This window comes from Mucilaginibacter gossypii, assembly GCF_017569325.2.
GTDB classification, from domain to species: Bacteria; Bacteroidota; Bacteroidia; order Sphingobacteriales; family Sphingobacteriaceae; genus Mucilaginibacter; species Mucilaginibacter gossypii.
The window spans coordinates 4,963,162-4,985,312 of record NZ_CP071878.2 but is presented as its reverse complement, the minus strand read 5'-3'; the positions used below and the strand labels follow the sequence as shown (position 1 = coordinate 4,985,312).

The 22,151-nt window shown below is 41.8% G+C and carries 21 protein-coding genes; 9 read left to right on the top strand and 12 right to left on the bottom strand.

The features are described from left to right. Positions 1-13 precede the first annotated feature (13 nt). The 4 genes from J3L18_RS20815 to J3L18_RS20800 form a co-directional block, all read right to left on the bottom strand. Positions 14-1,183 (bottom strand): PepSY-associated TM helix domain-containing protein, encoded by a 1,170-nt coding sequence (locus tag J3L18_RS20815; RefSeq protein WP_129569861.1) that lies wholly within the window; start codon positions 1,181-1,183, stop codon positions 14-16. Positions 1,184-1,186: 3 nt separating this feature from the next. Then, positions 1,187-3,601: a TonB-dependent receptor gene (locus J3L18_RS20810; RefSeq protein ID WP_129569862.1), complete on the bottom strand. Its 2,415-nt coding sequence runs from the start codon at positions 3,599-3,601 to the stop codon at positions 1,187-1,189. A gap of 85 nt (positions 3,602-3,686) precedes the next feature. After that, on the bottom strand, positions 3,687-6,101 hold the full coding sequence (locus J3L18_RS20805) for a TonB-dependent receptor (RefSeq protein WP_129569863.1): 2,415 nt from the start codon (positions 6,099-6,101) through the stop codon (positions 3,687-3,689). A gap of 313 nt (positions 6,102-6,414) precedes the next feature. Continuing rightward, positions 6,415-7,350, bottom strand: a complete 936-nt coding sequence (locus J3L18_RS20800) for a hydrogen peroxide-inducible genes activator (protein WP_129569864.1) — start codon at positions 7,348-7,350, stop codon at positions 6,415-6,417. 303 nt (positions 7,351-7,653) lie between these two features. Here J3L18_RS20800 and J3L18_RS20795 point away from each other — a divergent pair, with 303 nt between their 5' ends. After that, complete coding sequence (locus J3L18_RS20795) at positions 7,654-9,159, top strand: NAD(P)H-hydrate dehydratase (RefSeq protein WP_129569865.1); 1,506 nt, start codon at positions 7,654-7,656, stop codon at positions 9,157-9,159. A gap of 344 nt (positions 9,160-9,503) precedes the next feature. Here the strand turns inward: J3L18_RS20795 and J3L18_RS20790 are convergent, their stop codons facing one another. The 6 genes from J3L18_RS20790 to J3L18_RS20765 all read right to left on the bottom strand — a co-directional run bounded on the left by J3L18_RS20790 (position 9,504) and on the right by J3L18_RS20765 (position 13,844). Next, positions 9,504-10,331: an anti-sigma factor gene (locus tag J3L18_RS20790; protein WP_129569866.1), complete on the bottom strand. Its 828-nt coding sequence runs from the start codon at positions 10,329-10,331 to the stop codon at positions 9,504-9,506. 1 nt (position 10,332) lies between these two features. Further along, a complete protein-coding gene (locus J3L18_RS20785) occupies positions 10,333-10,860 on the bottom strand; it encodes an RNA polymerase sigma factor (protein ID WP_311084057.1) in 528 nt (175 codons plus the stop codon). A gap of 48 nt (positions 10,861-10,908) precedes the next feature. Further along, positions 10,909-11,790, bottom strand: coding sequence for a lipoyl synthase (gene lipA / locus J3L18_RS20780; protein WP_129569867.1), 882 nt, complete (start codon positions 11,788-11,790; stop codon positions 10,909-10,911). Positions 11,791-11,945: 155 nt separating this feature from the next. Further along, the gene (gene ytxJ, locus J3L18_RS20775; RefSeq protein WP_091172751.1) at positions 11,946-12,275 is read right to left on the bottom strand and encodes a bacillithiol system redox-active protein YtxJ; all 330 of its coding nucleotides are present in this window, start codon (positions 12,273-12,275) and stop codon (positions 11,946-11,948) included. Between the two features lie 229 nt (positions 12,276-12,504). Continuing rightward, positions 12,505-12,999: a 6,7-dimethyl-8-ribityllumazine synthase gene (ribH, locus tag J3L18_RS20770; protein ID WP_129569868.1), complete on the bottom strand. Its 495-nt coding sequence runs from the start codon at positions 12,997-12,999 to the stop codon at positions 12,505-12,507. Between the two features lie 167 nt (positions 13,000-13,166). Next, complete coding sequence (locus J3L18_RS20765) at positions 13,167-13,844, bottom strand: tetratricopeptide repeat protein (protein WP_129569869.1); 678 nt, start codon at positions 13,842-13,844, stop codon at positions 13,167-13,169. A 228-nt stretch (positions 13,845-14,072) separates the two neighbouring features. Here J3L18_RS20765 and recF point away from each other — a divergent pair, with 228 nt between their 5' ends. Together recF and J3L18_RS20755 are read left to right on the top strand one after the other, a co-directional pair. Beyond that, positions 14,073-15,173, top strand: coding sequence for a DNA replication/repair protein RecF (recF, locus tag J3L18_RS20760; RefSeq protein WP_129569870.1), 1,101 nt, complete (start codon positions 14,073-14,075; stop codon positions 15,171-15,173). Then, positions 15,166-15,456, top strand: coding sequence for a DciA family protein (locus J3L18_RS20755; protein ID WP_129569871.1), 291 nt, complete (start codon positions 15,166-15,168; stop codon positions 15,454-15,456). Before recF ends, J3L18_RS20755 begins: the two co-directional genes overlap by 8 nt. Here J3L18_RS20755 and J3L18_RS20750 read toward each other — a convergent pair. After that, positions 15,443-15,640 (bottom strand): hypothetical protein, encoded by a 198-nt coding sequence (locus J3L18_RS20750; RefSeq protein ID WP_091172734.1) that lies wholly within the window; start codon positions 15,638-15,640, stop codon positions 15,443-15,445. The genes J3L18_RS20755 and J3L18_RS20750 overlap by 14 nt on opposite strands. Before the next feature lie 149 nt (positions 15,641-15,789). Then, on the bottom strand, positions 15,790-16,209 hold the full coding sequence (locus J3L18_RS20745; RefSeq protein ID WP_091172728.1) for a nucleoside-diphosphate kinase: 420 nt from the start codon (positions 16,207-16,209) through the stop codon (positions 15,790-15,792). Between the two features lie 211 nt (positions 16,210-16,420). On the opposite strand from J3L18_RS20745, the gene J3L18_RS20740 reads away from it, so the two are divergent. From J3L18_RS20740 to J3L18_RS20715, 6 genes are all read left to right on the top strand, one after another. After that, positions 16,421-17,431: a DHH family phosphoesterase gene (locus J3L18_RS20740; protein ID WP_129569872.1), complete on the top strand. Its 1,011-nt coding sequence runs from the start codon at positions 16,421-16,423 to the stop codon at positions 17,429-17,431. A gap of 7 nt (positions 17,432-17,438) precedes the next feature. Beyond that, entirely contained in the window at positions 17,439-18,416 is a 978-nt protein-coding gene (locus J3L18_RS20735; RefSeq protein WP_091172720.1) for an FKBP-type peptidyl-prolyl cis-trans isomerase, read from the top strand. Positions 18,417-18,477: 61 nt separating this feature from the next. Continuing rightward, positions 18,478-19,470: an FKBP-type peptidyl-prolyl cis-trans isomerase gene (locus J3L18_RS20730; protein WP_129569873.1), complete on the top strand. Its 993-nt coding sequence runs from the start codon at positions 18,478-18,480 to the stop codon at positions 19,468-19,470. Between the two features lie 125 nt (positions 19,471-19,595). Continuing rightward, the gene (locus tag J3L18_RS20725; RefSeq protein ID WP_129569874.1) at positions 19,596-20,363 is read left to right on the top strand and encodes a TatD family hydrolase; all 768 of its coding nucleotides are present in this window, start codon (positions 19,596-19,598) and stop codon (positions 20,361-20,363) included. 37 nt (positions 20,364-20,400) lie between these two features. Beyond that, positions 20,401-21,423 carry an asparaginase gene (locus J3L18_RS20720; RefSeq protein WP_090530955.1) on the top strand — a complete coding sequence of 341 codons (1,023 nt, stop codon included), beginning with the start codon at positions 20,401-20,403 and terminating at the stop codon, positions 21,421-21,423. A gap of 227 nt (positions 21,424-21,650) precedes the next feature. Then, positions 21,651-22,148 (top strand): hypothetical protein, encoded by a 498-nt coding sequence (locus J3L18_RS20715; RefSeq protein ID WP_129569875.1) that lies wholly within the window; start codon positions 21,651-21,653, stop codon positions 22,146-22,148. Positions 22,149-22,151: the final 3 nt, after the last annotated feature.

Genomic DNA, 22,151 nt, shown 5'->3' with positions numbered 1-22,151 from the left:
AGCGAAAGAATAATCAACGGTCGGTTGGCAAATGCTGCCTTGCCGTCCTTCTGTGTGCCACCGATTTTACTTTTTTTGATTTGGATTTTTTGCGTTTGCCGAGCCAGATGATAAAGCCGGTGATTGGCAAGCTTGCACAAATCAAACTGGCCAGGAAAGCGATGATCTTACCGGGAAGGCCTAATATTTGGCCTACGTGAATATCATAATTCATGTTATTCATTTTCATGCCGGTACTTTTTTGTTCATGCGCGGTACGGTTCAATAATTTGCCGGTGTATTTATCGAAGGAATAGCTATCACTTTTATAGTAGTGCAGGGCTTGTGCGTATGCGGTTACGCCTATGGTACCGGCTTTAGCAGCATCGTCATAAATTAAAAACATTTCGGCATTTGGCGAGGCGGCTTTGGCTGATAAATATGCTTTGTTGATAACCTGGGTGGTATCCATTTTACCATTCAACAACGAATCGGACTTGAAAACTACCTTTTCTTCGGGATGTGCTTTGCCCCAATTAGCGGCTGTGTAAATAGCTTCACGCATCCAGTCAAATGATATTGATAGACCTGTTATGGCCAATATGATAGCCACGCTGGTGGCGTAAAAGCCCAAAACATTATGCAAGTCGTAATTAATACGGCGCCAGCGGCCACCCCACTTAATAGTGAAGCTGCGTTTACGGTCGCTTTTACGTTTGGGCCACCAGAGTATTATGCCGGTGATCATCAGCACCACAAAAACTATTACCGATATGCCTGCTATCAGGGTACCTATATTAGCCGGGAGCAACAGGTACAGGTGAATATATTCAACGATAATAAAAAAGTTCGTGGTGGGGCTTTCGATATGGGTGATCTTACCTGTATAAGGATTCAGATATACAAAAAGGAGGCCCTCTTTCTTGTCCGTTACCAATACCCCTGCAGGGCGACCGATACCGTAATAGTAAACATAACTGGCGATAGCACCTTTACGGCCTTTCAGTGCTTCGGCTTTAAGTATTGATGGTGCTATGTAGGGTTTGTTTTGTACTTCAACCTTACGGTAACTGTGTATCGCATCCTGGATCTCGTCCTGAAAGCAAAAGATACAGCCGGTTATACTCACTATAAATACTACCAGCCCGGATATAAATCCGAGCCAGCGATGTATAAACAACAGTGTTTTTTTAAAAGGTGTCATTCATTAAAATTTGTAGCCGATACTTAAACGTACGTTTGTTGGTGCTTCTGCCTGCCAGCTGTAAACAGTTTTGCCGTCGGTGCTCAACCCCTCATGACCACCTGAATAAAGGTATTTGTTAAGCACGTTATTTACATTTAACGCAAAACTCATCTTCTTGATCTGGTAGGATGCGCCTGCGTCTAAACGGAAGTAGTTTGGCAGATCAGAAGTACCTGTGCCGAGGCTCCATGGCAGGCGGTCAAGCTGCCACTGATAGCCGGTTGAAAAGCCCAAACCTTTTAAGCTGCCATGCTGTAAACGGTATGTTAACCAGGCATTGGTAACATGTTTTGCAAAGCCGGGAACAGGATTGCCAACATTTGCGGGGTCGGTATCTTTAGAGATCTTCGAATCGGTATAAGCATAGTTAACCATGAGGCTCAGGCCGGTTATGATTTCGCCGCGGGTATCAAATTCAACACCTTTTGTTTTAGTTTGACCTAATTGCAAAACGTAATTTGCTGCAGATTCACCATGTTTGTCGGGGTCGGTTACCAACTGGTTGTTTTTAAGGATCTGGTAAGCAGATAAGGTAGTATTCCACTTTCCATCAAACCAGTCGCGTTTTAAACCGAGCTCCATGTTGTTGCCTGTAATGGGCTTAACTTTTTGGCCGCCGTATATTTTACCTGTTTGCGGCACAAATGATTGATCATATACCGCATAAGCAGTTGTAGTAGGATCAATGTTGACACTTAACCCAAAACGGGGCGTAAATTTATGCCCTTTGGTATCGCCGGCATAAGGATCGGTAGTAGTGGCATGGGTGTAACGACCGGCTACAGTTAAACGCAATTTCTGATCAAAAAAGCCCAACTCATCCTGTACATAAAATGATTGATATTTTTCGGTATTTACAGCGTTTTTACCACGTTCGCTAAGCGGCACCGATCTATCAAACACAGGTAAAGTAACAGGGGCATTATTTGGATTGTGGATATTGAAAGGGTTTGCAGGATCAGGATCAAGCGAACCTGATTGAAAATAATCCGGAATGTAGTACTTGTCGCCAATATCAAGGCCGCTTAACAGGCGGTGAACAACTTTGCCTGTATTAAATTCGCCGTTTAAAAAGGCCTGGGCAAATTTGTTTTTGTTAACAGCATCCCATAAACCAAGGTTACGGTCAACATCGCCGTTGCTGTTGATGCTGTTTATCCAATAGCTATATGCCGTTTGCTTATAATAAAAATAAGCACCCTGCGCGGTAACTTTCCACTTGCTGTTAAAGGTATGCTCATAAGTTAAAAACGCACTTTGGTCCCGGATGCCCGATGATGGCGAATTTGAAGGCGCATTAGTAAAGTTGCGCGGCAGTGTTGCATAGCCATCAGTGGAGAACAGGTACGCGGTACCGAAGGCATTCATGCGCTGGTACTGGTAGGTATACTCGGCAGTGAGGGTATTTTTGCTGTTGAATTTATAGCGTAATACGGGAGCGATAGCCGTACGGTTAGTAAAATCATACGGGCGCCATGATTTTGAAAGCTGGCCCATCAGGTTGAGGCGGTATTGCAGTTTACCGTCTTTAGTAAGTACGCCGTCAAAATCGGCAGTGGCACGGTAGCTGTTAAAACTGCCTGTAGTAAAACTGAATGCCCGGCTGGTAGTGCCTGTGGGCTTTTTGGTAACTACATTATAAAAGCCCGATGGGTTACCGTTGGCCAGCATGAATGCAGCTGGGCCTTTTACAAATTCAATCCTGTCAACAAATGACATATCCTCGGTTAGCGGGCCCCAGGTAGCTTCGATGTTCATACCGTTGCGGAAAGGTGCAAGCCTGTCGCCGCGGGCATTTACACGGGCATAATTGCCCCAATGCTCCTGCATGGTTAAGCCGCTCACGTTGCGCGATACGCCTTCGAGCATGTTAAAGATCTGCTGGTCCTTAATCTGGTCGGAAGATACCACCTGGATATTTTGTGCCACTTCAAGTAAAGGCTCGTTTAGCCTCAGGCTGGGTGAGGGTGCATCGATCTTATATTTTTGTTTCCTGCCCGAAATTAAGACCTCACCAATCTGGTTGGCGTTTTCGCGCAGCATAAAGTTTACGGTAACGCGTTGTCCATCGGCCAGTTCAACTGCTTTTTCTTCAGGAGCAAGGCCTACAAACGTCACTTTGATGGTGTAGCTGCCCGGTTTTACTTTGTTGAAAGTAAACCTTCCGCTTTCGCTGGTAACTGTGCCGGCAGATATCCCATTACCGTTAAGGCTTACGGTTACACCGGGAACGGTTTGGCCATCGGCAGTCGTGATTGTGCCTGTTATGGTGCCGGGTTTTACCTCGGCCAGCGCGGGTTTTATATTGAAGAGCAGCAAAACTGCCCATAATAAAAGAGGAGGAAGTTTACAGAAAGAGTGTATGGATTTTGACATTTTATTCAGGATTAACAGGAATGATTTGGTTGTTAACTTAAAGCCGGAACTGTAATACACTCCTGCTTTTTATTTAATGGCTGTTTTAAAATTTATAGGTTGCGCTTAATGCAAAACTTCTTAATTTTTGAGGGTTAATGGTGGTGTAACCTATCCAGTATTTTTCATTGGTAAGGTTGTCAAGCTTAGCACCAAACCGGTATTTATTAGTATCATAAAATGCTGATGCTCCTAATACAGTGTAAGCCGGGAGGGTAAATACGCCAATGGTCCGGCTGTTTACGATCTTGTTATCGCTGGCATAGTTGCCGCCGAAACCCAAACCAAAACCTTTCACCGCACCTTGATGAAATTTGTAGCTTACCCAAAAGTTTGCCAGATATGGCGATGAGGCGGTTGCTGGCCGAAGACCTTCAATGCTGGCATCGGCGCTTTTGGTAAGCTTTGAATCATTGTATGAAAAACCTGCTACGATGTTAAGGCCGATTATTGGGTTGGCTATTACTTCAGCTTCAAAGCCTTTGCTGTATTGGGTTCCATCCTGTACCGAAAGAATGGGATTTATGGTGGAAGGGCGTACGATATTTTTTACTTTGATATCATAATAGCTTACCGTACCGCTCAATTTACCATCGAACAGGTCAAGTTTTACGCCACCTTCAATTTGATTGGCTTGCTCGGGTTTAAGCGGTTGGTTGTTTTCGGTAGTACCGGTTTTGTTGTTAAAGCTGTTTTGATAATTGGCAAACAGCGATATGTGGTCTTTAACGGGTTGGTAAACCAAACCAAATTTTGGCGAAAAGGCGGTTTGCTTATATGCCCCAGATGTGGTTTGAGTTGTTGGGTCATAGTTGCCTTTGTTGTCAAACCTGTCTACGCGTAAACCTGCCGATGCTATCAGTTGATCCGTAATATTAAACACATCAGAGAGATAAGCGCTGTAGGTATTCCGTTTAAACATGGAAGGGTAGGTAAAACCATAAATGCCGGTAGCATACAGGGCGTCCATCGCCGCTTTGTTGAAATTGCTATAGTTTTGATTGCCGGTCACAGATACAGTATCGAGTGTACTGCCAAAAAAATATTGCTGCGAGTTTTCCCTGAAGAAATCCAGGCCGCCTACAAACCGGTTACGGAATTTACCTATTTTGAAGTCGCCGTTAAAGTTCTGCTGGATCTCGATCATGTCATCTTTACTTTTACGGGTTGACTGATCGTTACGGGAAATAGAATCACCTGGCAACAGGTAATAGTAAGGGCCAAAACCGTCCGAATAGCTATGGGTGAGGCTCAGGCTGGTACGCGTTGTCCAAACGTTGGAGATCTTGTATTTTACTTCGCCATAAAAATTCCTGTTTTGTGACGTTTGAGTCAGGTCATCTCCATGATAACTTTGTTTGTAGTCAAGCTGGAGCTGATCGGCACGACTGTAGCCCAGGGCATCAATGGTTTGTCCGTAAGGGAAAAAGAAAATAGATTTTCCGATATTGGTACCATATGATAATTCAGCATCGGCACTAATGGTTAACCTGTCGGTAGGCTTATAAACAATGCTTGGGTCAATAATCACATTCCGTGAAAAGCCGTTGTTCTGGAAACTGCCGTCATGATTAAAAGCGGTATTTAAACGGAAGAGTACCTTTTTATCTTTATCGAGCGGGGTGTTAATATCGGCGCTACCCCGGTAAAAACCAAAATTGCCGCCAGATAAGCTTACTTCTCCGCCAAATATATCATAAGGTTTCTTGGTAACACGGTTGATCAGGCCGCCATATGAGGTTAAAGAACTTCCGAATAAAGTGGCAGAGGGGCCTTTAATAACCTCAATCCGGTCGATGTTAGCCGCGTCAATGCCATTAGTTATAATCCCTGCAATGCCGTTACGCATGGTACTTTGCACAATAAAGCCCCTGCTGTTATAATAAGCGCCGCCATCGCCGCCACGACCGGTAGCTTCCCACATTTTTTGGATCCCTGGGGCATTTTTAATTGCGTCATCAACAGAAAATATCAATTGTTCCTGCATCAGCTGGCTGCTTATGGTATTATAAACCTGTGGGTTTTCGAGGTTGCCCAAAGGCATTTTGGCAACATCCTCGCTTCGTGAGCGTTTAAATTTATTGGTTTTATTGGCATTTATATTTACTTCCTGCAAACCATGAATAGTATGATCAACAGTAATAACAGGCAGTACAGTTGTTTGCCCGGCTGTTACGGTTACTGATCTTTCCTGTCCTTTTGAGCCAACTTCAGATATTACAAGTGTATAATCTCCTTGCGGGGCTTTAATTTCAAATAAGCCGTTTTCATCGGTTATGGTACCATACCTGGTGCCTTTAAGTACTGCTGAAACGTTTTCGGCGGGGCCATTTTTTATAGTGACAATTTTACCCTTAAGGATTCCCCTGGCTTGTTGAGCAAGGGCCGGGATGGTGCCGATAAGTAGCAGTATAAATGAAAGTGAAAAGATTTTTGAGAAAGATGGTTTGGGATAATTCATTTTATTTAGACTAAATATAAATAACTGTGCAAAAGTAGTCAGGCAGGTGTTACGATGCAAATTATTTATAATAAATCTGAATAGTGCACTTAATGTACTTGTTGTTCAGGTACTTGTGGATGTAATAATGGAAGATTGCTAATCCGGTAAGGGATTGTGAAAGCAATACCACCGAAATTATTCAGAAAAAGAGTAGTTAAATTTAAGAATCATGTAAACGGGGGCCTTCTATAATCCTGAAGGCTGTCATCACCTGATGAAGACTTGCGAAGTCCCCCAAACTTCGTAAGGCTGGTAGATAGATAGGCAATTACTAAATATCCATCACTTCCTTTTTCTTTTTGCTTTTCATCCGCTTTGGCACAAATTCCAGTATTTCAGCTTTCAGCGCTTCAATCATGCGGCGTTTTAAAAAGTTGCGCTGTATCACAATGCTTACCTCACGGGCAGGTTCGGGCGATTTAAAATAGCGTACCTTATCCAGTTGTTTCTCGCTAAGCTCAGACAGGGCCAACTCGGGTAGGATGGTAGCCCCGTTATTTTGGTCGACCATGCGTTTTAGGGTTTCAACGCTGCCGGTATTGTATTCAAAATGCTGAAAGCCACGGGTTGATTTCCGTCGCTGGCAAATATTCAAAACCTGCTCGCGCATGCAATGGCCTTCGTTCAGGATCCAGATCTCCTCCATATCTATATCATCCGGCACAATATTCTTCTTTTTAGAAAGTTTGCTGTTTTTGGATACATAGGCTACAAAATTTTCATAAAATACAGGGATTTCGGTAAGGTTGTTTTCATGAAGCGGGGTAGAAAGGATGCCGCAGTCAAGCATACCGAGTTTTAGCTGTTGAATGATCTCTTCGGTAGTTTGTTCCCATACAATCAATTTTACCTGTGGATATTTTTCAATAAAGCCATGGATGATTTTAGGTAATATATAGGGCGAAACGGTAGGGATGATGCCTACCCGTAATTCGCCCGAAAGTTCCTTTTGCCTGTCGGATATAATTTCTTTGATCTTTTCGCTCTCAGACAGCATTACACGTGCCTGGGTAATTATTTCAATCCCTATTTCGGTAGGCACAACGGGCTGTTTGCTGCGGTCGAAGATCTTAACGCCAAGCGTGTCCTCCAGTTTTTGTACCTGCATGCTTAATGTTGGTTGGGTAACAAAACATTTCTCGGCTGCCAAAACAAAGCTGCGATAGATATCAACAGCCACAATATACTCCAGTTGTGTGATAGTCATGTAATATAGATAAATGCTATGTAAAGGTAATAAATATTGATTTTATCTATTCAAATATTTCGCAAGGGCTGGATTATAAAAGCAACTAATATGAAAACAAAGAAGAAGGTTAAATACCGGTATTTCTAACAAACTAAAGTCCCGTGAAACGACCGCTTAAATATTGTAAAACAGCTTGCCTGTCCGTCTGTTAAAATAAATTTTTCTGCCGGATTTTTGGATATTATTATTTGTTGTGCAGTTCGGTTGATCTGCCAATAATTTCTCTTAAAACAAAACCATTAAATCCTTACTTTAGGATATATGCTTCCTTTATTAATTGCCGAACAAATTCGCGAGGGCGATGCTTATACTATCGCTAATGAACCTGTTGCTTCTATTGATTTGATGGAACGCGCCTCAAAAGCTTTTGTGGGTTGGTTCGTTAACCGTTTCCCCGATAAAAACGAGCCGATAACTTTTTACTGTGGTACAGGGAATAACGGCGGCGACGGGCTTGCCATTGCGCGTATTTTATGTGATCATCATTATAATAAGCTCAACGTTGTAATAGCCCGGTTTTCTGATAAGACATCGGAGGATTTTAACATCAATTTTGAAAGGCTAAAACAAACTTGCGTATCTATAAAAGAACTTGCCAAGGATGAAGAGATCCCGGCGGATAGCAGCCCGGTAATTATTGACGCCCTGCTCGGCAGCGGCTTGAACAAACCGCTCACCGGCGATTATGAACGGCTTGTTATGTTCATTAATGATTTGGGCCGAACAGTTGTTGCTGTTGATGTACCCACAGGTTTTTTTTCGGAAGGGGAAGTAGTCAGGGATACTATTGCTATAAAAGCCGACCTTGTAATTACTTTTCAGCAGCCTAAAATCAATTTCCTGTTACCGGAATCGGCACCTTATATCAATTGCTGGGAAGCTGTGAATATTGGCATAGATGAAAAGTTTATCCAGTCGTTAAGTTCACCGTATCAGCTTGTTGAAGAAAAAGATGTGAGACAAATACTAAAACCACGTCGTCGTTTCAGCAATAAAGGCACATTTGGTCATGTGCTGATTATTGCAGGGCAGGCAAAAACCATGGGAGCGGCGCTATTAAGCTCATCAGCTGCAGCACACGCAGGTGCCGGGCTGACGACTGCCTGTATCCCCGAAAGTGGCTTAACCGCACTAAACAGTTATCAGCCCGAAATTATGGCCATAGTCAGGAACGGTGATAAACTGCCTGATATTGAATGGGATAAATTTAGCTCGATAGCTGTGGGGCCTGGTTTAGGCAAGGATGCCGAGGCCTTAACATTATTAAAAGCAATCATCAAAAACTATAAACAACCGCTGGTTATTGATGCCGACGCATTGAACCTGCTTGCAGAAAATAAGGCATTATTAACCCAGCTACCTGCGGGGAGCATCTTAACCCCGCACATGAAAGAGTTTGACAGGCTTTTTGGTGAACATACCAGTTGGTGGCAACGGCTGCAAACCGCTATAAAAAAGGCAAAGGAGTTAAACCTGTGTATCCTGTTGAAAAATGATTATACCATTATCGCAGCACCCAATGGCAAAGTATATTTTAACTCATCAGGAAATGCTGCTATGGCAAGCGGAGGTATGGGCGATGTACTTACCGGCGTAATAGCTGCTTTGCTTGGGCAAAAGCATCCGCCGGATCAAGCCTGCATCATTGGTGCCTATATTCACGGTAAGGCCGGCGATGAACTTGCATTGCCAAACCGGATGCATGTAGTTTTGCCCAGTAAGCTCATTGCGCAATTGCCCGTTACCATGGCAAAGTTAAGGGCATAAAAAAACGGCTGCAAGTATCATACAGCCGTTTTAATTAACTATTAACTGATCTTATAAAGAACTAAATACTCAAATCTGGGGGTTAGGGTTATCAGGTTCACTGTTTCTCGTTTATGTCCTAACTAATCATAAGACGTTTACATGTTCCTATTAGTTACAAAAAAACTAATAATTGGTTTTGGTTTTCGTTAAAAAAATGTTAAATTATTAACCCAGTGTAGTTTAGGTTTACACAAAATACAAGTAATTAACGTATAAAAATCGAAAAGCTTACATCATTTCGGAATAAATCCGAAAAAATGTAAGCTTTTAATCATTATTAAGCTCTGGGAGGGTGTTTCGCTTTAATATTTACCCATTACCACCATTTGTGATAGTGTTGGACTTTCACTACCGCCTCTTGGCTCAAGCGTTACCGCGAAGGCATCGGCCGAGGCTATCGCTTTCATATTTTTGAATCCGCTTGAATCTGCTGTGGCGTCAAATACACCCAAATCAACAGGTTTGCCGGCCACCAGTGCCCAAAGCTGGTATTGATGCGCTTGGTCATTTGCAGGCAATTTAAGGCCTTCCATGTCAATCACCACTTTTTGTTTGGATGGGCTAAAGGCTACGGTCATCACCGACTCAGACGATTTTTCTGTTCCTTTCAGACGGATCAGTTTAAATGAGGTATCCCTTAAAAGGTTCAGCTCGCTGTCCTTTGCGCTAACCGTGGTGCTAAAATGCTGGTTTTGCAACTGCATGGCATTTAGCCGGGTATTGGTATCATTAAGGCGGTTGTAAAGGTTATACAAAGCCGCTGCGCTTGCTAACAATAAAACAAGGCATGCGGCAAATGCGTATTTATAAAAATTAATTTCTTTTTCTTTATAGGGCCGTGTAACCACAACGCTTTCCCTTTCTGTATGGGTTTGTGTAGGAAAGTCATTATCGTCGCCAAAATTAGTTAGTAAACTTCCCAATATGCGGCTACGTAAATATTCAGATGGTTCAATCGCGTTTTCTCCGGCATACAATTCCATTGAGCGTTCAATTTCGGCAAGCTCTGCCTTAATAGCAGGGTGCTTTGAAGCCAGTTCTTCAACCTGTAGCTTTTCGGCAGGGGTAACATCCCCTAATACGTAAAGCTCCAGTATCCCTGTTTCAATATATGCTTTTAAATCTTCCACTTCAATTAAAATGTTTTCTGAGTTCCTGTATAGCCATTCTTAACCGGGTTTTAATGGTACCCAACGGAATGCCCAATTCTTCGGCAGCTTCCACATGAGTATAGCCTTTAAAATAAACCAGCTCGATGATCAGTCTTTGCTCAGGTTTTAGTGTTTGCACTAAATTTTTAACCCCCATTAACTCAGGTTTGTAAACCGTGTTTCGTTGCTCGTCAATGAAAGTTACGTTATTTTCAATATCCTGGTTTTTATTCTGATTCTTAAAATCTTTCGATCTGGTCTTATCAATTGCAAGGTTGCGCGCGATATTAACCATCCAGGTAAATAAACGGCCTTTTTCCGTACTGTAGCTTGAAAAGGAATGCCAGATTTTTACAAAAGTTTCCTGTAAAACATCTTCGGCTATAGCGGTGTCATTTATAATGCGTGATATAACCCCGAATAACGAGGCCGAATACATATCATATAAAGCTTCGACGGCAATTTTTTCCCGGTGCCGTAATGACAACACCAGTTCTTCTTCTGACATCGATATTTTTCGTTTCTTACTCAACCCGATGAAGATATAAAGGAATTATCACATTTCAAACAAGTGTTTTTCTGCATGGTAAGATGAGCGTACCAGCGGCCCACTTTCAACATACCTGAATCCTTTTTGAAGACCCAATTCCTTATAACGTGCAAACTGATCGGGATGGATCCAGTCAATCACCGGATGATGGTTACGTGTAGGCTGTAAATACTGCCCCAGTGTAAGTATATGAACACCTGCTGTCAGCAAATCATCCATTGCTTCTAAAACGTCCTCCTCGGTTTCGCCCAAGCCAAGCATAATGCCTGATTTTGTACGCAAACCCGCTTCTGAAATATGTTTCAGGGCTTCAAGACTGCGGTCATATTTTGCCTGGATCCGCACCTCTTTGGTAAGGCGCCTTACAGTTTCCAGGTTGTGTGATACAACTTCGGGCCTGGTTTCCAAAACGCGGGCAAGGTTATCCCAGTTGCCTTTAAAATCGGGCAGCAGGGTTTCTAAAGTAGTATCGGGGCTTTCACTGCGAATGGCATTGATGGTTTCGGCCCAGATAATGGAGCCGCCGTCTTTCAAATCATCACGATCGACAGAGGTAATAACGCAATGTTTTACCTGCATTAGTTTTACAGAAGTTGCTACGCGGTTGGGCTCATCAACATCAACAGCTAAAGGCCTGCCGGTTGCAACTGCACAAAACGAACACGAACGGGTGCAAATATTACCAAGGATCATGAAAGTGGCTGTGCCGGCACCCCAGCACTCGCCCATATTAGGGCAGTTACCGCTTTCGCATATGGTATGCAGTTTATGGGTATCAACAAGGCTGCGTACGTGAGCATATTCTTTTCCTGTAGGAAGCTTAACCCTAAGCCAATCAGGCTTACGTACAGGCTGGCTAACAGCAGGAACTACCGGCAATTCAATCATGGTACAAATGTAGTTAAAAACTGATTATAGTTGTTAGTCCATGGACGATGGTCCATAGCCTATAGAAGATATGATATATTCTTGATAAAAAAGATGAATATCTATACGCCAGAATGAAATCATCGACCATGGTCTATGGACTATCGTCATCAAATCTAATTCAGCACCTCTAAAGTTTCATCAACAGAGATGCCGCTGTGAGACTGGTCAAGGATGCATTCGCCATTTTTAATGAGTAACAGTTGGGGCGATTCGTGGTGTACCTCGAACAATTGCGCTACCTGGTTTGACAGGTCACGGTATTTGATCAGGTCTAAAAAGTAAAGGGGCATATTTTCGGGAAGATTATCCCAGTCAAGCTCAAAACGCCTTTTGGCCATCATGCTGATGGAGCAGCGCGTGCTATGTTTAAATATAAGGCTATATCCTTCTTGTTGTTTGATCGCCATTAGCTGATCGGCCGTCTCCAACGAAATCCAGTTCATATTATTAATAGTTAAAATGCTATAACGTAATTATAACACAAAAACTGTGTAGTGTGTTTAAACAGGTTTAAAAATGACAATTAACTGTTAACGGCCTGTTTTAGGATATGAACCATAAGCCGGGCATAATTTATTTGAGCAGGATGATGCTGTTGCAACTGCCGCGGCTATAAGTGCTATGTAAACTAATTTTTTCATGTTGAGCTAAAATTAATTGCTTTAACGGGTTTTAACTGTTTAATGTTTCAGCAAGGGCTGCCATTTTAATGGCTGTGATAGCTGCTTCGTCGCCTTTATTACCATGCTTACCGCCAGCCCTGTCAATAGCCTGTTGCTGATTATCTGTAGTTAATACCCCAAATATAACAGGTTTTGAGTACTTTATGGCAACGTTGCTTACGCCGTTTGCCACTGCATCGCAAATAAAATCAAAATGTCTTGTTTCGCCCTGTATTACACATCCAAGGCAAATTACCGCGTCAAGGTTGCCTTTTTTTAATAACAGATCTGCTCCCGATGTAAGCTCAAAGCTGCCCGGTACCTGGTATGAAAAAATGTTTTCGGCCAGTGCGCCATTGCTTATCAGGCTTTGGTATGAACCCTGGTAAAGCGCATTGGTAATTTCGGCATTCCACTCGGCTACAACTATACCGAAGCGGTACGGTGCTGCTGATGGTATTTCGGTATTTGAAAAATCGGAAAGGTTTTTAAGATGGGTCGCCATTTGATTTCGGATGTTTTTATTTCGAATTTCGGATGTTCGATTTCGGATTTTGTTAAGTGTTGTGATCAGCGATCAAAATCTGCCTATAAAAAAAATCGATTCCGAATTTAAAGGTATTTAGCTACCTGATAAATCCGAAATCGAAATCCTCAAATCCGAAATTAAAATTATTGTTTCGCTTCGGCGCGGGCTATATACTCGTCGATATTTTGAGCTTCATCGCTTTTAGGATATTCAGTTTTTATTCTTTTATAAGCTTCAGCAGCTTCTTTACTGTTTTTTTGAGCCTCATAAGTTAAACCTAACTTTTTAAGATAAAGCGGCGATAAAAATTTATTCTTTGCTTTATCAGCAGCTTTGCTGAAGTAAGTTTCTGCTTTTTCGTAATCTTTCAGTTCAACATATGCGTCGCCTGTGCTACCAAAAGCTTCGGCTGCTACCATGTTGTCGTCACCGCGGTAATTGGTTAGGTTATCAATGGCTTTACGGTAGTCACCTTTATTTAAATAAGCAGTGCCCAGGTAAAAATAAGCAAGGTTAGCAGCTTTGGTATTGCTGTAATCGCTGATGATCTTTTCAAAACCAGGGAAGCCGGCATCGCCTTTAATGGCTTTGTCCCAGTTTTTTTGCTGCCAAAAATCCTGCGCTTTGTACATTTGGTTAGCGGCAGTAACTTCACGTGGGCCTAAGTATAATTTAATGTAAATGAAATAGATAGCAATAAGGGCAATAATGGCCCCTACAATAAATAGTAAGCTTTTCTGGTTCTCGCGTACAAATTTGCCACTCTGACCAAAATTGTTTTCTGGTGCTGCAACTTTGGTGTTCGCCTGGGTTTTTGACATTGTTGTTCTAAAATTAAGTTTGCAAAAATACGGTTTTCAAATTTACTGGCAATACCTTTTGTATTAAATCTTTAACGAGGGGTAGTTCATAGTTGATAGTTTATGGTTCATGGTCTTGGGTTTGTAGTTTTAAGGATTTAGGGAAGAGCAATTTTGTTTATAAATGACTATGGCCTATCAACCATGAACCATCAACCACTCACCAAAAAACATTAACTTTGCCATCTCATGCACCTGCAACAGCTGTCAGTTATTAACTTTAAAAATTACGATGAGGCCGAACTGGTTTTCAGCGAGGGGGTTAACGCTTTTACAGGTAATAATGGCGCCGGCAAAACCAATTTGCTTGATGCTATTCATTACCTGTCCTTATGCAAAAGCTATTTTAACCCGATAGACAGCCAGCAGATTAAGCAGGGTGCCGATTTTTTTATCATCACCGGCGTCTTTAATAAAAACAATCAGCCCGAAGCTGTTGCCTGCTCTGTAAAGCGCAATCAAAAGAAACAGTTTAAGCGCAATAAAAAAGATTACCAGCGCCTGGCCGATCATATCGGATTGTTACCGCTTGTAATGATATCACCAAATGATACCAGTATCATAACCGAAGGGAGCGAAGAACGCCGCAAGTTTATTGATAATGTGATATCGCAAACAGATAACCATTATTTAGATGAGTTGATCACCTATAATAAAATCCTTACCAATCGTAACGCGCTTTTAAAACAGGTAGCGGATACAGGGCGATATGATGCCGGCTTATTTGAAGTGATTGATGAGCAATTGAACGCTTCGGGCAATCGTATTTTTGAAAGGCGCCGGGCCTTTATGGAGGGTTTTGTTACTATATTTAACAAGCATTACAGTTTTTTGAGCGATAATGCCGAGCATGTCGACCTCGTGTATGAATCGCAACTGCTTGCCGATGATTTAAATAATTTATTGAAAAAGAGTTTTGACCGTGACAGGGCGTTGGAGCGTACCACGGCCGGCATTCACAAAGATGATCTGCAATTCAATATCCATGGTATGGCCATGAAAAAGTTTGGATCGCAGGGGCAACAAAAGTCATTTTTAATTGCACTCAAGCTTGCACAATATACTTTTTTATACCAGCAAAAAGGATTTAAACCCTTGCTTTTGCTTGATGATATTTTTGACAAGCTTGATGACGGCCGGGTTACCAAATTAATGCAGATGGTATCGAACAATGATTTTGGTCAGGTTTTTATAACCGATACCGGGGTTGAGCGGGTTGAAACCGTTTTTAATAAAATAGGGATACCTGTTAAACTATTTAAAGTAAAAGGAGGAGCGATTGATGCGTAAAACCAACGACAAAACACTGAAAGAAGCTATTGAGCAAATGCTTAATGTATATAAGATTAAGCGGCGTTTTGACGAAACCGGTGTTATTACTGCCTGGCCCAACCTGGTAGGCAAATCAGTAGCCAATCGCACCAAAGAGTTATTTGTGCGCGATAAGAAATTATTTCTGCGGATAGAATCATCAGTAATAAAAAGTGAATTGATGCTGATGCGCAGCCAGATAATTGAAAAGATTAATAACGAAGCTAAAAGTGTGCTTGTTGAGGAAATTATCTTCCTCTAAGCATACGTAAGCTGTTATGCTTTAATTTGATATCATCCGTAAGCTTTGAATAAGCAAGAATGAACAGGCCGGGAATGGTAAGCGCAAGCTGGGCTTCGGGGTGTGTTCTGTAAAGCATTAGCGATCCAATAACCAACATCACCAGTATAAGTACGTAAAAGATGTATTTGAATAATGGTTTCATGTTTTGTGATATTATTGGTTGATTAAATTATGTAATATTGTTTAGGCGGATAATGTAAAGTTACAAAAAACGTAACCATAATTACAAAAAAAACGTAAAAAATTCGGGTGTAACTTTTGGTTTATATAATTACACCCGAAATAGGTTACTTAAAACCTTTCAAAAGCCGAGAAAAAGAAGTTTCCTTCAATGTCGGCATTCTCGTCAGAGTCTGAGCCATGAACGGCATTTTCACCAATTGATCTTGCATACAGGTTACGGATGGTACCTTCGGCGGCATCGGCCGGGTTAGTGGCCCCGATCAGTTTACGGAATTCGGCAATAGCGTTGTCTTTTTCAAGAATAGCTGCTACAATAGGTCCCGATGACATAAATTCAACTAATCCGTTATAAAAAGGGCGTTCTTTGTGCACTTCATAAAACTGGCCCGCTTTTTCGGCAGATAATTTGGTGTATTTAAGCGCCACGATTTTAAAGCCGTTTTTTGTAATAATGTCTAAAATAGCACCGATATGCCCGTCTGCAACGGCATCAGGCTTTATCATGGTAAATGTTCTGTTGTTTTTCATTGAAATAATTGTTTCTTTTTTGGGTTATTAATAGATTAAATGCCTTTGTTACGTTGGTTTTAAAACATAAGCTTACTGATGCTTATGATAACATTTAAAATTTGCGGCAAAAATAGGCTTTTGTAACTGTAAGATAAAGCTTTTTGAATTAAATTAGATGGTTTGTATTTCATTTATTTATTTAGCTTTGCAACTCTTTTTTTAAGAATTGATGTTAGATTTAGCTTCGCTTACTGACCTTTTAACGAAACCTCAAAAAATAGTGATCACTACCCATCATAAACCCGATGGTGATGCTATGGGGTCGTCATTAGGCTTATATAATTATTTGATACAGCAGGGCCATCATGCCAGGGTTATTGCCCCTACAGATTATCCTGACTTTTTAAGCTGGCTGCCGGGTAACGAGAATGTTATTATTTATACCGAGCACCGCGAAGAAGCTGCCGCCCTGATAGCAGATGCGAAACTTATATTTTGCCTCGACTTTAATGCGCTGAGCCGTATCAATGATATGGGCGAGCTGGTTGGCGAGAGTAATGCCTATAAAATCATGATCGATCATCATCTGGAGCCTGCCGATTTTGACGATTACAGGCACTGGGATATCAATGCCTGTGCTACTGCGCAGTTGGTATATGATTTTATAGTAAACGAGCTTCACCACAAAGAACTTGTAAATAAAAATGTGGCAACCTGTCTTTATACAGGCATTATGACCGATTCGGCTTCATTCAGGCTTCCCAACACTACATCCGGAGTTCACCGCATAGTTGCCGATTTGATAGATGCCGGTGCGGTTAACTGGCGCATTCATGAGCTGGTGTATAATAGCGCATCTGAAAACAGGCTGCGCTTTTTAGGTCATTGCCTGGCTAATTGCCTGGAGGTATTGCCTGAGTTTAATACAGCTATAATTGCAGTTAACAAACATGACCTGGAGCGTTTTGATGTTGAAACAGGCGACACGGAAGGTGTGGTAAATTATGCATTATCGATTGCAAGCATCCGTTTGGCTGCTTTCATAGTTGAACGAAGCGACAGGGTGAAACTTTCATTACGCTCAAAAGGCGAGTTCCCGGCCAACGAGATTTGCAAAAAATACTTCAATGGCGGCGGTCACCGCAATGCAGCCGGCGGCCATTCTGACGGTAGCCTTGAACAGGTTATACAACAATTTAAACAAATTTTACCCGAATATAAAAAACTATTAATACAGTAAAAAAGTAATGATGAAAAGAAAACTGATGTTTCTGTCACTTGCGGCTATTGGATTTGCAAGTTGTAACGGTGGGTTTAAGCAGGGCGAAGGCGGCTTGCTTTATAATATCCACACCTCAAAAGGCAATCCTAAAGTTAAGGAAGGTGACTTTTTGACACTGAACATGATCCTCAAAACCGATAAGGATTCAATTATCAATAATTCTTATGATAACGGCCAGCCTATACCAACGCTGATGCCTAAACCCCAAACGAAAGGTGATATTGTTTCTGGCTTAGCATTATTGGGCGAAGGTGATAGTGCCACATTTAAAATAGCTGCCGATTCGGTATTTAAAGGCGGTCAGCAACGCCCGCCGGGCTTTAAAGGTAAATACCTGGTTTATACTATTAAAATTGAAAAGGTAGTTGCTAAAGGTGCACTTACCGAGCAAGTTTTCCGCGATCGCGTTACCCAATACATGAAAGGTCAAACCGACGCCCTTAAAGGTAAAGAGCCTGCTAAGATCCAGGGTTACCTGGATGCACATAAAGACCTGAAATTTGTAAAAACTGCATCAGGCTTAAATTACGCAGTTACTACACCCGGCAGTGGTGCTAACGTAGCAGTAGGTGATACAGCAGTAATTAATTATACTTTAAGGCTTGTTACTGGCAAAGTTTTGGAAACAAGTGTTAAAGCGGTAGCTGTAAAAGAAAAGATGCAGATCAACCCGATGAACCCTTATCAGCCAATCCGTATTCCGGTGGGTGAAGGTAAAGTGATCAAAGGCTGGGACGAAGCTTTTCAATTGTTTAATAAAGGGACTAAAGCGATGTTGGTTATTCCATCATCGTTAGGTTATGGCGATCAGGGAAGCCAGCAAATGCAGCCTTATACGCCGCTTGTATTTGAAGTTGAGCTGGTAAATATTGTCCACCCAAATCCAAATGCACCAAAACCGGTTATGCCGCAAATGCAAATGCCAACTCCGACAACGAAATAATTATTATGTTTTACAAGGCCTTTCCTGCTTAAAACAGGAAAGGCTTTTTTATTTATAACTTATGAAAAAACATATTTTTTCTTTTTTATTGCCGGCGCTTTCCGCGCTTGCTTTAAATGCAGGTGCGCAAACGGCTGGTTTGCAGAAAACCGCTAAAGGCGCGCTTTACCAGATCTATACTGCTAACCCGGGCAACAAAGCTAAGATCAACGATGTACTTACTTTTAACTTTATTCAAAAAACAGATAAAGATTCAGTACTGTTCAGTAGTTATAAGGCAGGGCATCCCGTACAAGCCCAGGTACAGGCCTCGCAAAATGTAGGCGACCTGATGGAAATATTCCCGCTGCTTGCAGCTAAAGACAGTGCCCTGGTTAAAATTCCAACCGATTCAGTATTTGTTGGTCATGAAGAAGCCCGTCCCCCTTTTTTGCCTAAAGGCAGCTTTCTTACTTTTATTTTAAAGATAGAGAAGGTGCAATCGTTAAATGATGCCATTGCCGAAAGGAATGCGGGCCTTGAAAAACTAAAACAAGCTGAAACAGCCGACAGAGAAAGCTATATTACGGCACATGGTCTTAAACCTGTTACTACAGCATCAGGCTTAAAATACGTGATAACCAGCCCAACAACAAAAAGAAAGCCGCTTAATGGCGATACCGTGCTGGTAAATTATACCGGAAAGTTGCTTAACGGGAAACTGTTTGATACCAGCATTGAAGCTAACGCCAAAGCGGCAGGTATACAACAACCAGGCCGTCCGTATGAGCCTATAAGCGTTGTTTTGGGCGAGCATAGGGTAATATCAGGTTGGGATGAAGGTTTGCTTTTATTAAATGAAGGTTCAAAAGCAACATTTATCATCCCTTCAAACCTTGCCTACGGCGAACGTCCTTACGGATCGGAAATCCCCGGATACAGCACATTGGTGTTCGATATCGAACTGGTAAAAGTAAAACCAGGCAAACATGCCGCGGTTACCCCGAAACCGGCCGCTGGTAAGGCCCCGTTAAAAAAAGCCGGAGCAAAGAAACCTGCCGCTAAAAAGAACTGATGGAAAAAACCTCCTGCGAAAAAACAGGAGGTTTTTTGTTGGTAGTCGTCAGGTAATTAATTGAAAGTATCGATACTTTACCGCTATAAATTCGTTATTAAGTATTCAAGGTTTATTTTTGCAGCATGGTTTTAACCGACACGCACACCCATCAATACTACGAAACCATTCCTGAAAAACGCGCGGCGTTAATGCAGCGTTGTATCGATAATAACATTACCCGTTTGTTTTTACCCAACGTTGATGCGGCTTCCGTTCCGCTGGTTTATAGTTTGGCGAATGAGTATCCTCAATATTGCTACCCGATGCTGGGCTTACACCCTTGTGATGTAAAGGAGAATTGGGAAGAAGAACTTTCGGCCATCATGAATGCCCATCAGCAAAACAGGATCTATGCCATAGGTGAGATAGGTATTGACCTGTATTGGGATAAAACGCATTTAAAAGAACAGGTAGATGCGTTTGTGAAACAGATCAACTGGGCCAAAAGCCTTGATCTGGCTATTGTGATCCACTGTCGCGATGCATTTGATGAGGTATATGAGGTGCTGAAGCAGGAAGCTGATGAAAAGTTACGGGGTATTTTTCATTGTTTTGGAGGTACTGTTGAGCAAGCCCAAAAAGTGATCGACCTTAATTTTTACCTGGGCATAGGTGGGGTAGTTACCTACAAAAACTCAGGGCTTGATAAAGTAATACCGGAAATTGACCTTAAACGTATCGTTTTAGAAACAGATTCTCCGTACCTTACACCTGTTCCGTTCAGGGGTAAACCTAACGAAAGCTCGTACCTGGTATATATAGCCCAAAAGGTGGCTGAGCTTCACCAAACAAGCATTGAAAAAGTGGCAGAGGTCACTACCGAAAATTCCAGGCTTGTATTCGGAATTTAAAATTGTTTAATATTTATATACAGCATAAACTTAATTAATGAGCCAAATTTTGATCATCTATACCGGAGGGACAATAGGTATGATGAGTGATCCGGTTACAAAGGTGCTCAAGCCTATCAACTTTGAGCAAATAATGGATAACGTGCCCGAGCTTGAAAAGCTTAACTGCCGTATCAAAGTACATTCGTTTGATGAGATCATTGATTCATCAAACATGAACCCTGAAATCTGGAGCGAGCTGGCCGGTTTGATCCAGTCAAACTATCATGATAATGATGGTTTTGTGATTTTACACGGCTCGGATACAATGGCATATACCGCATCTGCATTAAGTTTTATGTTAGAAAACTTAGGCAAGCCCATTATTTTCACGGGCTCGCAATTGCCGATAAGCGCCATCCGTACTGATGCAAAGGAAAACCTGATGACGGCTATTGAAATAGCCAAAGCCAAAAAGAATGACCGTGCCCGCGTGCCCGAGGTTTGTATCTATTTTGATTATAAACTGTTCCGTGGTAACAGGGCTTTTAAATATAATTCATCAAAGTTTGAGGCTTTTCGCTCGCCAAACTATCCTATATTGGCCGAATCGGGTGTTCATTTACGCTTTAGCGCGAACGATATCAGACTGCCAGAAGACGAAAGCTCGTTAATTGTACACAACAACCTGGTGAATGATGTTGGCGTATTGAAGTTATACCCGGGCATAAGCCCTAAAGTGGTTGAGAACATTTTAAGCGCCGACGTGCGGGGTATAGTAATGGAAACCTTCGGGGCCGGTAATACCACAACCGACAGTTGGTTTATCGATCTGCTTAAAAACGCTATCGACAGCGGTAAGGTAATCCTTGATATTTCACAGTGTAAGGTAGGTACGGTTGAACTCGGCCGTTACGAAACCAGCAAACACCTCAAAGATATCGGCGTAGCCAACGGCTATGACATGACCTTTGAATCGGCTGTTACCAAAATGATGTACCTGCTGGGCCAAAGCGATGATCCCTTGCAGGTAAAAGAATGGCTGGAAACGGATTTGAGAGGCGAGATTACGGTATCGTAAATTCATCGGTTAGTGTTGTACCGAATATGAAAATTTGACAGATTTTAACGCGAGGCCAATCCAGACTTACGAAGTTTCAAAAACTTCGTAAGTCTGGATTGGTTAATTTGAATTAGAATACCATATTATATGTAAATGTTTATTTACTTATTGGGATATTTTAATTTTTTATATTAAACCAAAGAATGCGCTACCTGGTAATTTTTTACACGCGTATTTTAGGAATCATGGGACATCACATAAACGCAATTATTGGCAGGGCGCCTATCAATGAAGAACAGGCTAAAACTTATGGTCTGGCTTTAGTATATGAAGCAGGCTATGTTATTGTAATACTTGACTGGGATTCCGTTTTTTATTGGTCGACGAAATTGAATTTGAGTTGTGATTCAACCATCGAGGACCTTGATTGGGATTGTGAGTTGATTCATTATTTTGCAAGCCAATTGAATTTTACTGATTATGTCCTGATCAAAACAGATTATTTTGCCGGAAATGGTGAACAATATGCATCATTATATAAAAACGGGTTCTGTTGCTGGCATGGGCATAGCATTAATATCGCTTTGGCCGGAATAGGCGTGAAGCGCAATATGGAAATGGATGAGTTTGATGCGCTAAATTTAGGCGAATATCGCGATAGCGAATACTATTATTGGGATGGCGAGCATAATCTGGCTTTAAAAAGAGAAAATATGATTGCCGGTAAGATTTTTAAAGATTAAGTA

What these genes read in the sequence shown, in the direction of transcription:
- recF (WP_129569870.1), top strand. Translation starts at nt 14,073, where the DNA reads ATGCACCTGCAACAGCTGTCAGTTATTAACTTTAAAAATTACGATGAG.
- J3L18_RS20815 (WP_129569861.1), bottom strand. Translation starts at nt 1,183, where the DNA reads ATGACACCTTTTAAAAAAACACTGTTGTTTATACATCGCTGGCTCGGA.
- J3L18_RS20740 (WP_129569872.1), top strand. Translation starts at nt 16,421, where the DNA reads ATGTTAGATTTAGCTTCGCTTACTGACCTTTTAACGAAACCTCAAAAA.
- J3L18_RS20750 (WP_091172734.1), bottom strand. Translation starts at nt 15,640, where the DNA reads ATGAAACCATTATTCAAATACATCTTTTACGTACTTATACTGGTGATG.
- J3L18_RS20745 (WP_091172728.1), bottom strand. Translation starts at nt 16,209, where the DNA reads ATGAAAAACAACAGAACATTTACCATGATAAAGCCTGATGCCGTTGCA.
- J3L18_RS20800 (WP_129569864.1), bottom strand. Translation starts at nt 7,350, where the DNA reads ATGACTATCACACAACTGGAGTATATTGTGGCTGTTGATATCTATCGC.
- J3L18_RS20765 (WP_129569869.1), bottom strand. Translation starts at nt 13,844, where the DNA reads ATGTCAAAAACCCAGGCGAACACCAAAGTTGCAGCACCAGAAAACAAT.
- J3L18_RS20725 (WP_129569874.1), top strand. Translation starts at nt 19,596, where the DNA reads ATGGTTTTAACCGACACGCACACCCATCAATACTACGAAACCATTCCT.
- lipA (WP_129569867.1), bottom strand. Translation starts at nt 11,790, where the DNA reads ATGATTGAATTGCCGGTAGTTCCTGCTGTTAGCCAGCCTGTACGTAAG.
- ribH (WP_129569868.1), bottom strand. Translation starts at nt 12,999, where the DNA reads ATGGCGACCCATCTTAAAAACCTTTCCGATTTTTCAAATACCGAAATA.
- J3L18_RS20715 (WP_129569875.1), top strand. Translation starts at nt 21,651, where the DNA reads ATGGGACATCACATAAACGCAATTATTGGCAGGGCGCCTATCAATGAA.
- ytxJ (WP_091172751.1), bottom strand. Translation starts at nt 12,275, where the DNA reads ATGAACTGGATTTCGTTGGAGACGGCCGATCAGCTAATGGCGATCAAA.
- J3L18_RS20720 (WP_090530955.1), top strand. Translation starts at nt 20,401, where the DNA reads ATGAGCCAAATTTTGATCATCTATACCGGAGGGACAATAGGTATGATG.
- J3L18_RS20805 (WP_129569863.1), bottom strand. Translation starts at nt 6,101, where the DNA reads ATGAATTATCCCAAACCATCTTTCTCAAAAATCTTTTCACTTTCATTT.
- J3L18_RS20785 (WP_311084057.1), bottom strand. Translation starts at nt 10,860, where the DNA reads ATGTCAGAAGAAGAACTGGTGTTGTCATTACGGCACCGGGAAAAAATT.
- J3L18_RS20810 (WP_129569862.1), bottom strand. Translation starts at nt 3,601, where the DNA reads ATGTCAAAATCCATACACTCTTTCTGTAAACTTCCTCCTCTTTTATTA.
- J3L18_RS20730 (WP_129569873.1), top strand. Translation starts at nt 18,478, where the DNA reads ATGAAAAAACATATTTTTTCTTTTTTATTGCCGGCGCTTTCCGCGCTT.
- J3L18_RS20795 (WP_129569865.1), top strand. Translation starts at nt 7,654, where the DNA reads ATGCTTCCTTTATTAATTGCCGAACAAATTCGCGAGGGCGATGCTTAT.
- J3L18_RS20735 (WP_091172720.1), top strand. Translation starts at nt 17,439, where the DNA reads ATGATGAAAAGAAAACTGATGTTTCTGTCACTTGCGGCTATTGGATTT.
- J3L18_RS20755 (WP_129569871.1), top strand. Translation starts at nt 15,166, where the DNA reads ATGCGTAAAACCAACGACAAAACACTGAAAGAAGCTATTGAGCAAATG.